The organism is Rhodococcus sp. C3V (genome assembly GCF_029269915.1).
GTDB lineage: Bacteria > Actinomycetota > Actinomycetes > Mycobacteriales > Mycobacteriaceae > Rhodococcus_F > Rhodococcus_F qingshengii.
The window spans coordinates 316,702-333,527 of sequence record NZ_JARJBE010000002.1 but is presented as its reverse complement, the minus strand read 5'-3'; the positions used below and the strand labels follow the sequence as shown (position 1 = coordinate 333,527).

The 16,826-nt window shown below is 62.2% G+C and carries 15 protein-coding genes and 2 tRNA genes; 13 read left to right on the top strand and 4 right to left on the bottom strand.

Annotation, left to right across the window (positions count from 1 at the left end; all coding sequences use genetic code 11):
* Nucleotides 1–263 precede the first annotated feature (263 nt).
* From P3G66_RS06555 to P3G66_RS06510, 10 genes are all read left to right on the top strand, one after another.
* Nucleotides 264–2,204: an acetolactate synthase large subunit gene (locus tag P3G66_RS06555; RefSeq protein WP_037131672.1), complete on the top strand. Its 1,941-nt coding sequence runs from the start codon at nucleotides 264–266 to the stop codon at nucleotides 2,202–2,204.
* Nucleotides 2,201–2,704: an acetolactate synthase small subunit gene (gene ilvN, locus P3G66_RS06550; RefSeq protein WP_003944718.1), complete on the top strand. Its 504-nt coding sequence runs from the start codon at nucleotides 2,201–2,203 to the stop codon at nucleotides 2,702–2,704. The genes P3G66_RS06555 and ilvN overlap by 4 nt, the downstream gene beginning before the upstream one ends.
* 53 nt (nucleotides 2,705–2,757) lie before the next feature.
* Entirely contained in the window at nucleotides 2,758–3,759 is a 1,002-nt protein-coding gene (gene ilvC / locus P3G66_RS06545) for a ketol-acid reductoisomerase (RefSeq protein WP_172436500.1), read from the top strand.
* A 250-nt stretch (nucleotides 3,760–4,009) separates the two neighbouring features.
* A complete protein-coding gene (serA, locus tag P3G66_RS06540) occupies nucleotides 4,010–5,602 on the top strand; it encodes a phosphoglycerate dehydrogenase (RefSeq protein WP_003944758.1) in 1,593 nt (530 codons plus the stop codon).
* Between the two features lie 74 nt (nucleotides 5,603–5,676).
* Nucleotides 5,677–6,690, top strand: a complete 1,014-nt coding sequence (locus P3G66_RS06535) for a 3-isopropylmalate dehydrogenase (protein ID WP_003944691.1) — start codon at nucleotides 5,677–5,679, stop codon at nucleotides 6,688–6,690.
* An 84-nt stretch (nucleotides 6,691–6,774) separates the two neighbouring features.
* Complete coding sequence (locus P3G66_RS06530) at nucleotides 6,775–7,548, top strand: fumarylacetoacetate hydrolase family protein (protein WP_276116325.1); 774 nt, start codon at nucleotides 6,775–6,777, stop codon at nucleotides 7,546–7,548.
* Between the two features lie 390 nt (nucleotides 7,549–7,938).
* Nucleotides 7,939–9,099 carry an alkane 1-monooxygenase gene (locus P3G66_RS06525; RefSeq protein WP_276116324.1) on the top strand — a complete coding sequence of 387 codons (1,161 nt, stop codon included), beginning with the start codon at nucleotides 7,939–7,941 and terminating at the stop codon, nucleotides 9,097–9,099.
* 73 nt (nucleotides 9,100–9,172) lie between these two features.
* A complete protein-coding gene (gltX, locus tag P3G66_RS06520) occupies nucleotides 9,173–10,648 on the top strand; it encodes a glutamate--tRNA ligase (protein ID WP_003944712.1) in 1,476 nt (491 codons plus the stop codon).
* 156 nt (nucleotides 10,649–10,804) lie between these two features.
* A tRNA-Gln gene (locus P3G66_RS06515) sits at nucleotides 10,805–10,876 on the top strand.
* Nucleotides 10,877–10,972: 96 nt separating this feature from the next.
* Nucleotides 10,973–11,045, top strand: a tRNA-Glu gene (locus P3G66_RS06510).
* A gap of 139 nt (nucleotides 11,046–11,184) precedes the next feature.
* On the opposite strand, the gene P3G66_RS06505 is transcribed toward P3G66_RS06510, so the two are convergent.
* The 3 genes from P3G66_RS06505 to P3G66_RS06495 all read right to left on the bottom strand — a co-directional run bounded on the left by P3G66_RS06505 (nucleotide 11,185) and on the right by P3G66_RS06495 (nucleotide 12,726).
* The gene (locus tag P3G66_RS06505; protein WP_007729345.1) at nucleotides 11,185–11,382 is read right to left on the bottom strand and encodes a DUF5302 domain-containing protein; all 198 of its coding nucleotides are present in this window, start codon (nucleotides 11,380–11,382) and stop codon (nucleotides 11,185–11,187) included.
* An 83-nt stretch (nucleotides 11,383–11,465) separates the two neighbouring features.
* The gene (locus P3G66_RS06500; RefSeq protein ID WP_058038610.1) at nucleotides 11,466–11,969 is read right to left on the bottom strand and encodes a PPOX class F420-dependent oxidoreductase; all 504 of its coding nucleotides are present in this window, start codon (nucleotides 11,967–11,969) and stop codon (nucleotides 11,466–11,468) included.
* A gap of 55 nt (nucleotides 11,970–12,024) precedes the next feature.
* Nucleotides 12,025–12,726, bottom strand: coding sequence for an IclR family transcriptional regulator (locus P3G66_RS06495; RefSeq protein ID WP_007729342.1), 702 nt, complete (start codon nucleotides 12,724–12,726; stop codon nucleotides 12,025–12,027).
* A 158-nt stretch (nucleotides 12,727–12,884) separates the two neighbouring features.
* Here P3G66_RS06495 and leuC point away from each other — a divergent pair, with 158 nt between their 5' ends.
* The 3 genes from leuC (at nucleotide 12,885) to P3G66_RS06480 (ending at nucleotide 15,730) form a co-directional block, all read left to right on the top strand.
* Nucleotides 12,885–14,306: a 3-isopropylmalate dehydratase large subunit gene (gene leuC / locus P3G66_RS06490; RefSeq protein ID WP_003944727.1), complete on the top strand. Its 1,422-nt coding sequence runs from the start codon at nucleotides 12,885–12,887 to the stop codon at nucleotides 14,304–14,306.
* Between the two features lie 28 nt (nucleotides 14,307–14,334).
* Complete coding sequence (gene leuD / locus P3G66_RS06485; protein WP_003944724.1) at nucleotides 14,335–14,943, top strand: 3-isopropylmalate dehydratase small subunit; 609 nt, start codon at nucleotides 14,335–14,337, stop codon at nucleotides 14,941–14,943.
* Nucleotides 14,944–15,100: 157 nt separating this feature from the next.
* On the top strand, nucleotides 15,101–15,730 hold the full coding sequence (locus tag P3G66_RS06480; RefSeq protein ID WP_007729339.1) for an HU family DNA-binding protein: 630 nt from the start codon (nucleotides 15,101–15,103) through the stop codon (nucleotides 15,728–15,730).
* Between the two features lie 167 nt (nucleotides 15,731–15,897).
* Here P3G66_RS06480 and P3G66_RS06475 read toward each other — a convergent pair whose 3' ends face one another.
* Nucleotides 15,898–16,824, bottom strand: a complete 927-nt coding sequence (locus P3G66_RS06475; protein ID WP_007729338.1) for an NUDIX hydrolase — start codon at nucleotides 16,822–16,824, stop codon at nucleotides 15,898–15,900.
* Nucleotides 16,825–16,826 lie beyond the last annotated feature (2 nt).

Sequence of the window (16,826 nt, the reverse complement as noted above, 5' to 3'; positions counted from 1 at the left end):
CTGCTGCGAAGTTGACACCTCTACATCTTCGCATTGCAGCCGATGTATCTCAGATTCTGGGACGGTCGACTCACCAAGTTTGCCGTTCGCGACTAGCGCCTCTACTGTCGAGTGCGTGAAACAGAATGAGTTGCTCGTAATCGGCCGGCGCGTCGTCGCCTGAGTCGATTTTTCAACTCACCAGATAACGACGCGCCACCCTCGCTCAGCAGATGCTGACGGGGGTTTTTTGTTGCCCGGAGCCAGAATCAGAGGATTTCCCAGTGAGCGCACCAACAGCACGGCCTCAACCCACGCCGCGCAAGTCAGGGACACCGAGCCCGACAACCGCGGCTGCCGCAACCCAGACGGCCAACCGTCGCCAGCTCCCGCCTGAGCGGGTAACCGGCGCGCAGTCTGTGGTTCGAGCCCTCGAAGAGCTCGAGGTCGACACGGTATTCGGCATTCCCGGCGGTGCCGTGCTCCCGGTTTACGACCCACTCTTCGATTCGGTCAAGGTTCGCCACGTGCTCGTGCGCCACGAGCAGGGTGCAGGCCACGCTGCCACCGGCTACGCCCAGGCGACCGGCAAGGTCGGCGTCTGCATGGCCACCTCGGGTCCCGGTGCGACCAACCTGGTCACGCCACTGGCCGACGCGCAGATGGACTCCGTTCCGATCGTCGCGATCACCGGACAGGTGGCGCGCTCGCTGATCGGTACCGACGGCTTCCAGGAAGCCGACATCTCAGGCATCACCATGCCGGTCACCAAGCACAACTTCCTGATCACCGACGCGATCGACATCCCGCGCATCATGGCCGAGGCCTTCTACCTCGCGGCCAGCGGTCGCCCCGGCGCCGTCCTGGTCGATATCCCCAAGGACATCCTGCAGTCGCAGACCACGTTCTCGTGGCCGCCGGAGATGCGTCTGCCGGGCTACCGCCCGGTGACCAAGCCGCACGGCAAGCAGGTTCGTGAAGCTGCACGTCTGATCGCCGACGCCAAGTCGCCGGTTCTGTACGTCGGTGGCGGCGTCATCAAGTCCGACTCCTCGCCGGAGCTGCTCGAATTGGCAGAGCTGACCGGTATCCCCGTCGTCACCACGCTGATGGCCCGCGGCGCGTTCCCGGACAGCCACGACCTCAACTGCGGTATGCCGGGAATGCACGGCACCGTTGCTGCGGTCGCCGCTCTGCAGCGCAGCGATCTCCTGATCACCCTCGGTGCGCGTTTCGACGACCGCGTCACCGGTCAGCTGGATTCCTTCGCGCCCGATGCCAAGGTCATCCACGCCGACATCGATCCGGCCGAGATCGGCAAGAACCGCTACGCGGACGTTCCGATCGTGGGCGACTGCAAAGAGGTCATCACCGAACTCATCGAGGCGATTCGCGCCGACATGGCCACGGGCACCACGTTCGATCTCTCGGAGTGGTGGGCGTACCTGAACGACATCCGTCGTACGTACCCGCTGAGCTACGACCGTCCCACCGACGGTCAGCTGAGCCCGGAGTACGTGATCCAGACCGTCGGCAAGCTCGCCGGACCGGATGCCATCTACTGCGCCGGCGTCGGTCAGCATCAGATGTGGGCCGCGCAGTTCGTCGGTTACGAGAAGCCGCGCACGTGGCTCAACTCGGGCGGACTCGGCACCATGGGGTACGCGGTTCCCGCAGCCATGGGTGCCAAGATGGGCATGCCCGACACCGAGGTGTGGGCGATCGACGGCGACGGCTGCTTCCAGATGACCAATCAGGAACTCGCAACCTGTGCCCTCGAAGGTATCCCGATCAAGGTTGCCCTCATCAACAACGGCAACCTCGGCATGGTGCGTCAGTGGCAGACACTCTTCTACGAAGAGCGCTACTCCAACACCAACCTCGGAACGCACGGCGCCATCCGCATCCCGGACTTCGTGAAGCTCGCAGAAGCATTGGGCTGCCACGGAATTCGTGTCGAGCGTGAAGAAGATGTCGAGGCTGCGATCCGTGAGGCGCAGTCCATCAACGACAAGCCTGTCGTGATCGACTTCATCGTCACCGCCGACGCACAGGTGTGGCCGATGGTCGCTGCCGGAACGAGCAACGACGAAATCATGGCGGCCCGGGGCATCCGGCCGCTGTTCGACGACGACGAGGCAGTTGCCGAGCCCGCCGTCATCCACGAAGCCATGTCACGCGAGCAAGCCGGACCCGCCGCGGGCACAGGGGAGGATCAGAAGTGAGCACCAGTCACACCCTCAGTGTTCTCGTCGAGGACAAGCCAGGCGTGCTGGCCCGCGTCTCCGCACTTTTCTCCCGCCGCGGATTCAACATCGAATCCCTTGCGGTGGGCGGAACCGAGATCCCCGAGATCTCACGTATGACCATCGTCGTCACGGTCGACGAGTTCCCTCTCGAGCAGGTGACGAAGCAGCTCAACAAGCTGATCAACGTCATCAAGATCGTCGAGCAGGACGGTGAAGCATCCGTCGCTCGCGAGCTCGTGCTCATCAAGGTGCGCGCAGATGCAAGCGTGCGCACGCAGGTCATCGAAACGGTGAACCTGTTCCGCGCCAAGGTGATCGACGTCTCCCCGGAGTCCGTCACCATCGAGGCGACCGGTACTCGGTCCAAGCTGGATGCACTGCTGCGGATGCTTGATCCGTACGGTATCCGGGAGATCGTTCAGTCCGGGGTCGTGGCAGTCGGTCGAGGGCCGAAGTCGATCACGGCCACCCGCTAGTACTTTTAGACACGTAAAAATCCAAGGAGAGGTTGAGAACTGTGGCAGTCGAGATGTTCTACGACGACGATGCCGATCTGTCGATCATTCAGGGCCGCAAGGTTGCTGTGATCGGCTACGGAAGCCAGGGCCACGCCCATTCGCTGAGCCTGCGTGACTCGGGCGTCGATGTGCGCATCGGCCTCAAGGAGGGCTCCAAGTCCCGCGAAAAGGCGCAGGAGCAGGGCCTGACAGTCGGTACGCCGGCCGAGGTTTCCGAATGGGCCGACGTCATCATGGTGCTCGCACCTGACACCGCTCAGGCCAGCATTTTCACCAACGACATCGAGCCGAACCTCAAGGACGGCGACGCGCTGTTCTTCGGTCACGGCCTGAACATTCACTTCGACCTGATCAAGGCTCCGGAGTTCGTCACCGTCGGCATGGTTGCCCCCAAGGGACCGGGCCACCTGGTGCGTCGTCAGTTCGTCGACGGCAAGGGCGTTCCCGCGCTCATCGCCATCGACCAGGATCCCAAGGGTGAAGGACAGGCTCTCGCTCTGTCCTACGCCAAGGGCATCGGCGGAACCCGCGCAGGCGTCATCAAGACCACGTTCAAGGAAGAGACCGAGACGGACCTCTTCGGCGAGCAGGCCGTGCTCTGCGGCGGCACCGAGGAACTGGTCAAGACCGGTTTCGAGGTCATGGTCGAGGCCGGCTACGCACCCGAGATGGCGTACTTCGAGGTTCTGCACGAGCTCAAGCTCATCGTCGACCTCATGTACGAGGGTGGCATCGCCCGCATGAACTACTCGGTGTCCGACACCGCTGAGTTCGGTGGATACCTCTCCGGCCCGCGCGTCATCGACGCCGACACCAAGGAGCGCATGAAGGCGATCCTGGCCGACATCCAGTCCGGCGAGTTCACCCGTCGTCTGGTTGCCAACGTCGAGAACGGCAACACCGAGCTCGAGGGCCTGCGCAAGGCCAACGCCGAGCACCCCATCGAGGTCACCGGCAAGAAGCTGCGCGACCTGATGAGCTGGGTCGATCGTCCGATCACCGAAACCGCGTAATTCGCAGTTTCACGCTCCACGTCTCCACTGGCCTGATGCCGCGCCGGTTCAATTACGTTGAACCAGCGCGGCATTGGGCCGGAGTCGTTTTCCGGGTCGTCTGAGTCCGGATTCATATTCCATCGAGAATTTGCCCGCGAAAGTGTCCACTATGTGGTATTGCCTACCGCGTTGTGGATTCCAAGTGAGCGCGCACTAAACTATCGGTGGTTAAACCACCTTCACACCCACCTAATCAGGGAGTTTGCACGTGAGCCAGCCTGGCCGTCCCGTTGTTCTGATCGCCGACAAGCTCGCGCCGTCCACAGTCGAGGCGCTCGGTGACGGTGTGGAGGTGCGTTGGGTCGACGGACCCGACCGCCCGGCGCTGCTCGCCGCGGTACCCGAGGCCGACGCGATTCTCGTCCGTTCCGCCACCACCGTCGACGCCGAGGTTCTGGCTGCCGGCACCAAGCTGAAGATCATCGGCCGCGCCGGTGTCGGCCTGGACAACGTCGAGATCCCCGCAGCCACCGAGCGCGGCGTGATGGTCGTCAACGCACCGACCTCCAACATTCATTCCGCTGCCGAGCACGCTGTCGCGCTCCTCATGTCGACCGCTCGCCAGATTCCCGCAGCAGACAAGACTCTGCGTGAGAACACCTGGAAGCGAAGCAAGTTCAACGGTGTCGAGATCCTCGGCAAGACCGTCGGTGTCGTCGGACTCGGCCGCATCGGCCAGCTCTTCGCGCAGCGTCTCGCTGCGTTCGAGACCACGATCATCGCGTACGACCCCTACCTGCCCGCAGCGCGCGCAGCGCAGCTCGGCATCGAACTGGTCACCATCGACGAGCTCGTCGAGCGTGCCGACTTCATCTCCGTGCACCTGCCCAAGACCAAGGAAACGGCCGGCCTGATCAACGCCGAGCGCCTCGCCAAGGCCAAGGACGGCGTCATCATCGTCAATGCCGCTCGCGGTGGTCTGATCGACGAAGATGCGCTCTACGACGCACTCGTCTCCGGCAAGGTCCGAGGCGCCGGTCTCGACGTGTTCAGCACCGAGCCGTGCACCGATTCCAAGCTTTTCGAGCTCGACAACGTCGTTGTCACCCCGCACCTCGGAGCATCGACGTCCGAGGCTCAGGACCGCGCAGGCATCGACGTGGCCAAGAGTGTTCTCCTCGCTCTGGCAGGCGAATTCGTTCCCGAGGCTGTCAACGTCTCCGGCGGCCCCGTGGGCGAAGAAGTTGCTCCGTGGCTCGAGCTCGTCCGCAAGCTCGGTCTCCTCGCTGCGACGTTGTCGCCCGAAGCTGTGCAGACCGTGCAGGTTGTCGCCACCGGCGAGCTGTCTGCCGAAACCGTCGACATCCTCGGACTGGCTGCACTGCGCGGCGTGTTCTCCGCCAGCAGCGATGAGGCCGTCACGTTCGTCAACGCTCCGGCACTGGCCGAGCAGCGCGGCGTGACCGTGTCGGTCGAGAAGCACTCGGAGGCTCTTGCTCACCGCAGCGCGGTCGAGGTGCGTGCAGTTGCCGCCGACGGCACGGTCACGTCGGTCACGGGCGCACTCACCGGTCTGCAGCAGGTCGAGAAGATCGTCAACATCAACGGACGCAGCTTCGACCTGCGCGCCGAGGGCCACAACATCGTCGTTCACTACAGCGATCGCCCGGGCGTTCTCGGTGTCCTCGGCACCGTCCTCGGAAACGCGGGCGTCGACATCCTCGCAGCAGCACTGAGCCAGGATGCCGAAGGCGAAGGCGCAACTGTCATCTTGCGCGTCGATCGCGTCGTCGGTGACGCCGAGGTCGAGGCAATCGTCTCGCAGCTCGACGCTCGCGTCGCCCAGGTCGACCTTTCCTGATTGTTTTTGCTGTGCGCCTTTATCAACCGCCCGCGGTTGATAAAGGCGCACAGTTCTACTGAGATGAGGACTCCATGAAGCTTGCGGTCATTCCGGGTGACGGAATCGGCGTCGAGGTCACTGCCGAGGCGCTCAAGGTGCTCGGCAAGTTGGTTCCGGATCTGGAAACCACCGAATACGATCTCGGTGCCCGTCGCTACAACGCCACCGGCGAGTTGCTCCCGGCGGACGAGCTGGACCAGATTCGTCAGCACGACGCAATCCTGTTGGGCGCCATCGGTGATCCGCGGATCGTCGCACCCGGCATCCTCGAGCGTGGTCTGCTGCTGAACATGCGCTTCCAGCTCGATCATCACGTGAATCTTCGCCCCGCACAGCTGTATCCGGGTGCGCTGTCGCCGTTGGCGGCCCAGCCGGAGATCGACTTCGTCGTGGTTCGTGAAGGCACCGAGGGTCCGTACACCGGAAACGGTGGAGCGATCCGCGTCGGCACCGATCACGAGATCGCAACCGAGGTGTCGATCAACACCTGGTTCGGGGCCGAGCGCGTGGTGCGTTACGCATTTGCCTTGGCGCAGACCCGGTCCAAGCACCTCACCTTGATTCACAAGACCAACGTGCTCTCCAACGCGGGCGCAATCTGGACGCGTGCAATCGAGACCGTCGGTGCCGAGTTCCCGGACGTCGAAACCGCGTACTGCCACATCGACGCGGCCACGATCTACATGGTCACCGACCCGTCGCGCTTCGACGTGATCGTCACGGACAACCTCTTCGGTGACATCATCACCGACCTCGCCGGCGCCGTAACCGGTGGCATCGGTTTGGCCGCAAGCGGAAACATCGATGCCTCGGGTACCAACCCGTCGATGTTCGAGCCCGTTCACGGGAGTGCTCCGGACATCGCCGGCAAGGGAATCGCTGATCCCACCGCCGCGATCCTCTCGGCCGCACTGCTTCTTCGCCATCTCGGACGCGAGGACGACGCCGCTCGGGTCGAGGCTGTGGTCGCTGCCGACCTGGCTACCCGCGGCGAAGGTCCCATCTCCACAACGGAGATCGGCGACCGGATCACTGCAGCGCTGTAAGGAATTCTTTCACGAGACTGACGCGCGTAAGCCTTTCGGCTTGCGCGCGTCAGTCGTTTCCGGCACCCCGATAGACTGGCCGGCATGCGTCTTGGTCGAATTGCCAGTCCCGATGGTGTTGCGTTCGTCAGTATCGAAGGTGAAGAGGATGCCCTCGTCGCCAAGGAAATTGCGGAGCACCCGTTCGGGAACCCCACATTTACCGGCCGAAGTTGGCCGCTCGCCGATGTCCGTCTGCTGGCTCCGATTCTCGCCAGCAAGGTGATCTGCATCGGCAAGAATTATGCAGATCACATCGCGGAGATGGGCGGAGAGGCTCCCGCGGACCCCGTGATCTTCCTCAAGCCAAACACGTCCATAGTTGGCCCGGGTGCCCCGATCGTCTTGCCTCCCACCTCGAACGAGGTGCACTTCGAGGGTGAACTCGCGGTCGTCATCGGTCAACCGTGCAAGGACGTTCCGGCGGCGAAGGCGTTGAGCGTGGTCCTCGGTTACACGATCGCCAACGACGTGTCGGCGCGAGATCATCAGCGTCACGACGGGCAGTGGACGCGCGCGAAGGGCCACGACACTTTCTGCCCACTCGGCCCCTGGATCGAAACCAGTCTGGATGCGTCCGACGTCGACATCAAGACCGAGGTGAACGGCCAGGTCAAGCAGGACAGCAGCACGGCTTATCTCCTCCACGACATTCCGAAGATCATCGAGTGGATCTCGGCGGTGATGACTCTCTTGCCTGGCGACGTCATCCTCACCGGCACCCCCGCCGGAGTAGGCCCGATCGTCGACGGCGATTCCGTGTCGGTCACGGTCTCGGGGATCGGCACGCTCACGAACCCGGTGACCGCCAAGAGCTGATCTGACCCGGTTCGTTCAGTCACGCGACTACGGAGGCCCCATCCAACCGGATGGGGCCTCCGTCGTGGTGTGAGGTCGAGAGGTGTCTGTCGCAGAAAAGTTGCAAGATGGTAACTATCGCCAGTGGATTGATCGGGATTGCCAACCGACTCGAAGAAATCAGGCTCCGGGACTGACCTGCGGGTTTCATGACCCAGGCGAAGCTTCGCCTCTGATCCTCCTGGCGTTATGTCGGATTTGGCCAGGTTGGGAGAGTTCGCCATACGGTTTGCTGTCGCGGCCCGTAACAGACCAAATTCCCTGAAATGTAACGCTGAGCAGTAGGGTGACCGATAACTGGATAGAAGCCGATGGGGCAATCGAGTGGATTGCGCAGAAACGTGGTGATACATGACGACCTTCGCGGAAGCCTCCCGGACAGCGGCAGGGCAAGCGCGGAACGGGCAGCGGCCGGTGTGGCGAGACAAGAAGCGCTACCTGTGGCCACTGGGTTTGCTGGTTCCTCTCAGCCCGTTCGCTGCGTGGTTCCTGGTCGACAAATTCAGTCTCGGGCTCTTCTGGGCCATCGGGGCGTGGCTGATCGTCATCGTCATTCCCCTGATCGATCTCCTGGCGGGCGAGGACGGCAACAGCCCACCGGACGAAGCGATCCCTGAATTGCAAGAGGATCGTTTCTACCGCTGGTGCACGTACTTGTTCCTGCCCCTCCAATACGTCGGGCTGGTGTTCGTCGCGTGGTGCTGGGTGAACGCGCCGATGGCGGCGGGGGAGAAGTTCGCGCTCGCGATGACTGCCGGCGTGGTTGCCGGTGTGGGGATCAACGCGGCGCATGAATTGGGGCACAAGAGTGAGAAGCTCGAGAAGTGGCTCGCGAAAGTAGCGCTCGCGCAGTCCTTCTACGGCCATTTCTACGTCGAACACAACCATGGTCACCACGTCCGCGTCGCGACGCCGGAGGATCCGGCCAGCTCACGGTACAAGGAAAACTTCTGGTTCTTCTTGCCTCGCAGCGTCATCGGCGGCCTGCGCTCGGGATGGCGGATCGAAAGCGCTCGTCTGAGGCGTCAGCGGAGACGGACGTGGAGTTATCGCAACAACATCCTGAACGCGTGGGCGATGAGTGTGGTTCTGTTCGGCAGTCTGATCGCCGTGTTCGGCTGGGAAATTGCGCCGTGGCTCGCCGTTCAGGCAATTGCAGGCTTCACGTTCCTCGAGACCGCCAACTATCTCGAGCACTACGGCTTGCTACGTGCGAAGCGGCCTGACGGCTCGTACGTCCGGTGCTCGCCCGAGGACAGCTGGAACAGCGACCACGTCGTCAGCAATCTGTTCCTCTATCAACTTCAGCGTCACAGCGACCATCACGCGAATCCGCGTCTGCGGTACCAGAGCCTGCGAAGTGCGGCCGAAGCGCCGCAACTTCCAACGGGTTACGCAGTCATGATCGTCTGCGCGTGGGTGCCGCCGCTGTGGCGAAAGGTCATGGACAAGCGACTGCTGGCCTACTACGACGGCGACATGACACGCATCAACGTCCTGCCGGGTAAGTGATCGGCCGGATGGAGGAAGGGCTGCCGGACTAACCTGTAGTACGACCATCCATCATCGCCGAGCCAAGTGAGCCATGACCAACAGCGAAGTACGCGTCCGTTTCTGTCCGTCACCCACCGGAACCCCGCACGTGGGTTTGGTGCGCACCGCCTTGTTCAACTGGGCATTCGCACGACACCACGGCGGCACATTCGTGTTCCGTATCGAAGACACCGATGCGCAGCGCGACAGTGAAGAGTCCTACCAGGCCATCCTCGACGCCCTCCGCTGGTTGGGGCTCAATTGGGACGAAGGCCCGGAGGTCGGTGGGCCGCACGCACCGTATCGCCAGTCCGAGCGTCGCGACCTGCATCTCGACGTTGTTGCCAAGTTGCTGGCCGCGGGCGAGGCCTACGAGTCCTACTCGACCAACGAGGAGGTCGAAGCGCGACACAAGGCGGCCGGACGCGATCCGAAGCTCGGATACGACAACTTCGATCGCGAGCTCAGCGACGAGCAGCGCGCTGCCTACATCGCCGAGGGGCGCAAGCCCGTCGTCCGCCTCCGGATGCCCGATCACGATCTGACCTGGAACGACCTGGTGCGGGGCGAGACCACGTTCAAGGCAGGCACCGTTCCGGACTTCGCGCTGACTCGCGGCAACGGCATTCCGCTGTACACGTTGGTCAACCCGGTCGACGACGCGTTGATGAAGATCACCCATGTACTGCGCGGCGAAGATCTGCTGTCCTCGACTCCGCGTCAGCTCGCGTTGTACGAGGCATTGATTCGTATCGGTGTCGCCGATTTCACACCGTCGTTCGGGCACTTGCCTTTCGTGATGGGTCAGGGCAACAAGAAGCTTTCCAAGCGCGATCCCGAGTCCAACCTCTTCATCCACCGCGATCGGGGCTTCATTCCCGAGGGATTGCTGAACTACTTGGCTCTGCTCGGGTGGAGCATCGCCGACGATCACGATGTCTTCTCGCTCGACGAGATGGTTGCGGCCTTCGACGTCTCCAAGGTCAACTCCAATCCTGCCCGCTTCGACCAGAAGAAGGCCGACGCGATCAATGCCGAGCACATTCGTCTGCTCGAGCCGGCCGACTTCGCCGGTCGTCTGAAGTCGTTCCTGGTGGAGCACGGACATATCGGCGCCGACGTCGACGAAGCGACGTTCACTGTTGCGGCGGACCTCGTGCAGACGCGCATCGTCGTCCTGTCCGACGCGTGGGATCTGCTGAAATTCCTGTTCGTCGACGAGGCGTCGTTTGCTCTCGATCCGGCCGCGGCGGCAAAGAACCTGAAGGAAGATGCCGGTCCGGTTCTGGACGCGTCTCTTGCGGCGCTCGATGCCATCTCAGAGTGGTCCGCGGCCAGTATCGAGGAAGCACTCAAGAAGGCCCTCATCGAGGATCTGGAGCTCAAACCGCGTAAGGCCTTCGCTCCGGTTCGGGTCGCGATCACGGGCTCTCACATCAGCCCTCCGCTGTACGAGTCGATGGAATTGCTCGGTCGTGAGGTCTCGCTCGCTCGGTTGCGCGCCGGTAGGGCAGCGGTAACCGCCTAGATCGGACGGTCTTCCGGCCGAAAATGAAGCAAAAACCTCCTGTGACCATACGATTTGGTATTTGGGGCAGGGGTACTGGTAATCTTCTTTTCGGCCGGAGACGAGCCGCCGAGCACAACAGCGAAGCGGATCGAGCAAGGCTGGTGAGCAAGACCTTGGGGTATGGTGTAATTGGCAACACAGCGGTTTCTGGTACCGCCATTCTAGGTTCGAGTCCTGGTACCCCAGCGGAAATCCGGTCGATTTTGTGGCCGGACTCAGACAAGCTAAGCTTGCTGAGCATCCAAGAGCAAGACTGAAATACCACGTTTAAAAGCGTGTCCTGGCCCCGTCGTCTAGCGGCCTAGGACGCCGCCCTCTCAAGGCGGTAGCGCGGGTTCGAATCCCGTCGGGGCTACAAAGGAAAGACCCTCCGATCATTGATCGGGGGGTCTTTTCGTATGTGCGGGAAATGTTTCCGGCGATGCGAAAAACGATCACCCCCAGTCGAATTCGACTGGGGGTGATCGTCATCTCACTCTGTTGTCCGCGATCGGTTATCCGCTCTTACGGCGGAACTCTCGCTTGTGATCGGCCGGGCCATGCGTGTTGTGGACCTTGGACTGTCCGTCGCGATGGTCGGTCGATTTGGCGTTCTGATGATTCTTCCGTTCGAGGGCCTCACGGAACTTTCGTTTGGTTTCCTCCGATTGGGATTCGGGTTCGGACGGGGTGTTGCTGTCGAGATCGCTCATATGCTCACTCCTTGTTGTTGGGCCTGTTGGTGAAACTACGCCGGCCCGAATTCGATTGCTCGTGATTTTTCCGCTCACGAATCTCAGGGCTGCGGCGGCGGTGCGGTAGAGCCGGAAAGAGGCATCGCAGGCATCCCGAGCTTGCGGTGATCCCACGAACGAGTTCGATCGGGAACGAACCGTACCGCGACGCGCTTGTGGAGCATCGCGTCGACGGCCGGGCGGAGATCGTCGGTGTACGGGCCCGTGTATCGCTCCCAGACGCTGATTCCCACAGCGAAGAGGGCTTCCGGATCTTCGACGATGACCCCGGTACCCTCCATCGAGACTCCTCGGAGCGTGTCGTACGTCTGACCGTCTTCGATCAGGACGGACATTCGGGAGTCCCGGCGAAGATTGACGGCCTTCTGCGACTTGGCTTTGGTCTCGAACCAGATTTCGCCGTCGACTATCGCGAACCACATCGCGATCAGGTGAGGCATTCCGTCGGCGCTCAACGTCGCCATCGTTGCCGTACGGCTCTTTTCGACGAAGCTCGAGATTTCGGCCTCGGTCATCGTGATCTGACTACGCTGCTTTCCTGCCATGGTCGCGTCGTACTCCTACGTGCTCGAGGATCTGAAGGCCTTACTGTGTCACGAATTACAGACGCTTGTGGAGCGCTTCGGCAGCTGCGAGAAGGTCCGCCGCCCAGCGGGCTCCCGGTCGTCTACCCATCCGATCGATGGGGCCGGAGACCGAAATCGCGGCAATGACAGCGCCTGCCGAGTCTCGGACGGGAGCCGCGACGCTGGCGACACCGGGCTCACGTTCGGCCGCGCTCTGTGCCCAGCCGCGCCGGCGAACCTCGAGGAGCACTCGTTCGCCGAACGACGCATCGGCGAGGACGGTCCGTTGGGTTTGTGGATCTGCCCATGCGAGAAGGACCTTGGCGCCGGATCCGGCGTTCATCGGCAGTCGGGCTCCGACGAGCACCGTGTCACGCAGGCCGGTCGGTGGTTCCATCGACGCGACGCAGATGCGTTGTGTGCCTTCGCGACGGTACAGCTGGACGCTTTCGCCGGTGATTTCGCGAAGGCGGGGGAGGATGAGTCCGGCCGCAGCAATGAGTGGATCATTAGCGGTGGCAGCGAGTTCGGCGAGTCCGGGCCCTGGGCACCACTGACCGTCCGAGTCGCGAGTGAGGAGTCGATGGACTTCGAGACCGACGGCGAGTCTATGGGCGGTCGCGCGCGGCAAACCGGTTCGTGCACAGAGTTCGGTGAGGCTGCACGGTTCCTCAGCTACTGCATGAAGCACGCCCATTGCTTTGTCCAGGACGCCGATGCCGCTATGCTGTCTCATAGGTCGATACCAGATTCTCGCATAGTGGGATGCTACCGCATTTCCTGGAGGGATAGCGCATTTCCTCGGGACAGTCTGCATCTGCTGTGAAGGCTGGGGACCTACTTCACGCGCGGCGGGCCAGCCCGTAGTCCGCCGACGCGAGGCTACGTACAGAGGTGGAAGACATGGCACAGAAAGCACGCACTCTCGCCGAGAAGGTGTGGGACGACCACGTTGTCGTGAAAGGGGAGGGGCAGGATCCCGACCTCATCTACATCGATCTCCACCTCGTTCACGAAGTGACGAGCCCCCAGGCATTCGACGGACTTCGCCTGGCGGGACGCCAGTTGCGCCGTCCCGACCTGACGATTGCCACCGAGGACCACAACGTTCCGACGATCGACATCGACAAGCCGATCGCAGATCCTGTGTCCAAGACTCAGGTCGACACCTTGCGCCGAAATTGCGAGGAGTTCGGAGTTCGCTTGCACCGCATGGGCGATCTCGACCAAGGCATCGTGCATGTGGTCGGACCGCAGCTCGGCCTGACGCAGCCCGGAACCACCGTGGTGTGCGGCGACAGTCATACGTCGACGCACGGCGCATTCGGTGCGCTCGCAATGGGAATCGGCACCAGCGAGGTCGAGCATGTGATGGCAACGCAGACATTGTCGTTGCGCCCCTTCAAGACCATGGCGATCACGGTCGACGGCGAGCTGCCTCCCGGCGTCACGAGCAAGGACTTGATCCTCGCAGTCATCGCCAAGATCGGCACCGGCGGCGGCCAGGGCTACGTACTGGAGTACCGCGGCGAGGCCATTCGCAAACTGTCGATGGAAGCTCGTATGACCATCTGCAACATGTCGATCGAGGCCGGAGCCCGCGCGGGCATGATCGCACCGGACGAGACCACTTACGAGTTCATCAAGGGCCGTCCGCATGCACCGTCCGGCGCAGAGTGGGACGAAGCCGTCGCCGCGTGGGAGTTGCTCAAGACCGACGAGGGCGCGGAATTCGACAACGAGGTTCACATCGACGCAAGCGCATTGACGCCTTTCGTCACGTGGGGAACCAATCCGGGACAGGGTGCGCCGCTCGGCGACCGTGTGCCTGATCCCGAACTGATCGTCGACGAGAGCGAGCGTCAGGCAGCCGAGAAGGCGCTCACCTACATGGGTCTCGACGCCGGTATGCCGCTTCGGGATGTTTCTGTCGACACCGTGTTCGTCGGTTCGTGCACCAACGGACGCATCGAAGACCTGCGCGCAGTGGCGGAGGTGCTCGAGGGTCGCCATGTGGCAGAGGGCGTTCGGATGCTCATCGTTCCCGGCTCGATGCGGGTGCGGGCTCAAGCCGAAAGCGAAGGTCTCGGTGAAATCTTCACAGCGGCAGGGGCTGAATGGCGCCAGGCCGGTTGCTCGATGTGCTTGGGAATGAACCCTGACCAGCTTGCTCCCGGCGAGCGTTCGGCATCGACGTCCAACCGGAATTTCGAAGGCCGACAGGGTAAAGGCGGCCGGACTCATCTGGTTTCCCCGCTCGTCGCGGCTGCCACGGCGGTCCGCGGAACGCTCTCGGCACCGGCCGATCTGGTCTGACCCACTTACCATCTCGAGGAGAATTTCGATGGAATCCTTTACCACGCACAAGGGTATCGGCGTCCCGCTGCGACGCTCGAATGTCGATACCGACCAGATCATCCCTGCCGTGTACCTGAAACGGGTGACGCGCACCGGATTCGAGGACGGGCTGTTTGCAGGCTGGCGTACCGACCCCAACTTCATTCTCAATCTGGCTCCGTACGACAAGGGAAGTGTCCTCGTGGCCGGTCCCGATTTCGGCACGGGCTCTTCGCGTGAGCATGCCGTGTGGGCTCTCTCCGACTTCGGATTTCGGGTCGTCATCGCATCCCGGTTCGCCGACATCTTCCGCGGAAACGCCGGAAAAGCCGGTCTCGTAGCGGCACAGGTCGAGCAGAGCGACGTCGAATTGCTCTGGAAGTTGCTCGAAGAGCAGCCCGGATTGGAATTGACAGTAGATCTCGAGAATCGGACCGTCAGCGCCGGAACTACGGTGGTGCCGTTCAATATTGACGACTACACACGGTGGCGTCTGCTGGAGGGTCTCGACGACATCGGACTGACATTGCGGCAGGTAGACGCGATTTCCGAGTTCGAAAAGTCAAGGCCTTCATGGAAACCGACTACCCTTCCAGCCCGAATTTCGCAGGGCTGAACCGAAATCCGCAACTCCGCGCGGGAAGAGAAATAGGTCACCATTTCGCAGTCACGTTGAATGAGAATTGGCGTGGCACATAGACTCTTGCCGTTATCAGGTTTACCGTGGTTCTCAGTCGGTCCGACGGTGGACCACAATTAGCGGAGGAATTTCAATGAACAAGGCAGAGCTCATCGATGTTCTGACTGAAAAGCTGGGTTCGGACAGGCGCACAGCGACCGACGCAGTGGAGCACGTCGTGGACACCATCGTCCGCGCCGTCCACCGTGGCGAGAGCGTGACCATCACCGGCTTCGGAGTCTTCGAGCAGCGTCGTCGTGCAGCACGTGTTGCACGCAACCCGCGTACGGGCGAGACCGTCAAGGTCAAGCCGACGTCGGTTCCGGCTTTCCGTCCGGGTGCGCAGTTCAAGGCTGTTATCGCTGGTGGACAGAAGCTTCCGGCCACCGGCCCGGCAGTCAAGCGTGGCGTAGCAGCACCGGCCACCAAGGCTGCAGCCAAGAAGGCTGCTGCCAAGAAGACCGCAGCCAAGAAGGCTCCGGCCAAGAAGGCTCCGGCCAAGACCGCAGCCAAGAAGACGGTTGCCGCGAAGGCTCCCGCCAAGAAGGCTCCGGCCAAGACCGCAGCCAAGAAGACGGTTGCCACCAAGGCTCCCGCCAAGAAGGCTCCGGCCAAGACCGCAGCCAAGGCTCCGGCCAAGAAGGCTCCGGCCAAGAAGGCCCCCGCCAAGACCGCAGCCAAGAAGGCTCCGGCCAAGAAGGCTCCGGCCAAGCGCGCAAAGTAGTCGCGTTCGGGTGAAAAACCCGATGCCGTAAGACAAAGAGGTGCAGCCGCGGATCAGATCCGCGGCTGCACCTCTTTTTTGCTGTCTGGGAGAAGTGTGAATTCTCCTGTGTTTCAGTGCTTTGCAAAACTACCGAATCGAGCTGGGTGTCGGTTGGTCCAAATCCCTCAGGAGTTGGCGACTTTGGGGAGCGGGCTGTCGAGGTGATCCGCGGCTACCAGACGGCCGTCGAGGAACGAGAGCACCCAAGTGCTCGCCTTACGGTTGCGCGCCGAGGGCAGTGTTACACCGGCCGTATCAGCCCACCAGCGCATCAAATCGGGGATGACGCCTCCTTGGCTGCAGATTACGGGAGTGCCCTCCAGTGCGGCGATCTGCAGCGCACGCGCCCTGGCGGCGTCGGGATCGGCCTCGTAACCTTCTTCGGTCAGAAGAGGTTCCGTCGAAATCTCTACACCCAATGCCTCCGCCAATGGCATCACAGTGTCGATGCAGCGCGTACGGTCAGCCGCGAAAACCGAATCGGCTCCGAAGATTTTCAGCTGTTCGACCAAGGCGGCGGATTGCTCTTTGCCCTTGGCGTCGAGTGGACGCACGTTGTCGTCGCCCTTGTATCGCTTACGGCTTCCAGCTTTTGCGTGGCGGACGAGTAATACCGTTTTCGTGTCAGGCCGAAGGGAAACGAAGCGGCGAAGAATCATTCGATCCATCGGGTAGGAAAGATGATCGGCTACCTCGGTGACCGGAAGCCAATAGAGAACATCCACTTCGCTATTCGGCCCGAAATCTCCGTCCACTGCTTCGGCCGACCAGTATTCGACCCGTTTGAGTTTGCGATGTCCCGGGATCGGGTACGTCACGCCACCGAGGTGCCTTCCGAAACGTCCGGTGATCGAGGTCTCTTCGCGGACCTCGCGAACTGCTGCGGTCAAGAAGGTCTCGCCGGGATCGAGCTTTCCTTTGGGGAATGACCAGTCGTCGTACTTCGGTCGATGTACGACGGCGATCTCGATGGCGGAAGGATCCTGAGGAGCCTTCCGCCACAGAACCGCGCCTGCGGCAAAGATGTTGGCTTTGACCGGCTTGTCGCTCATTG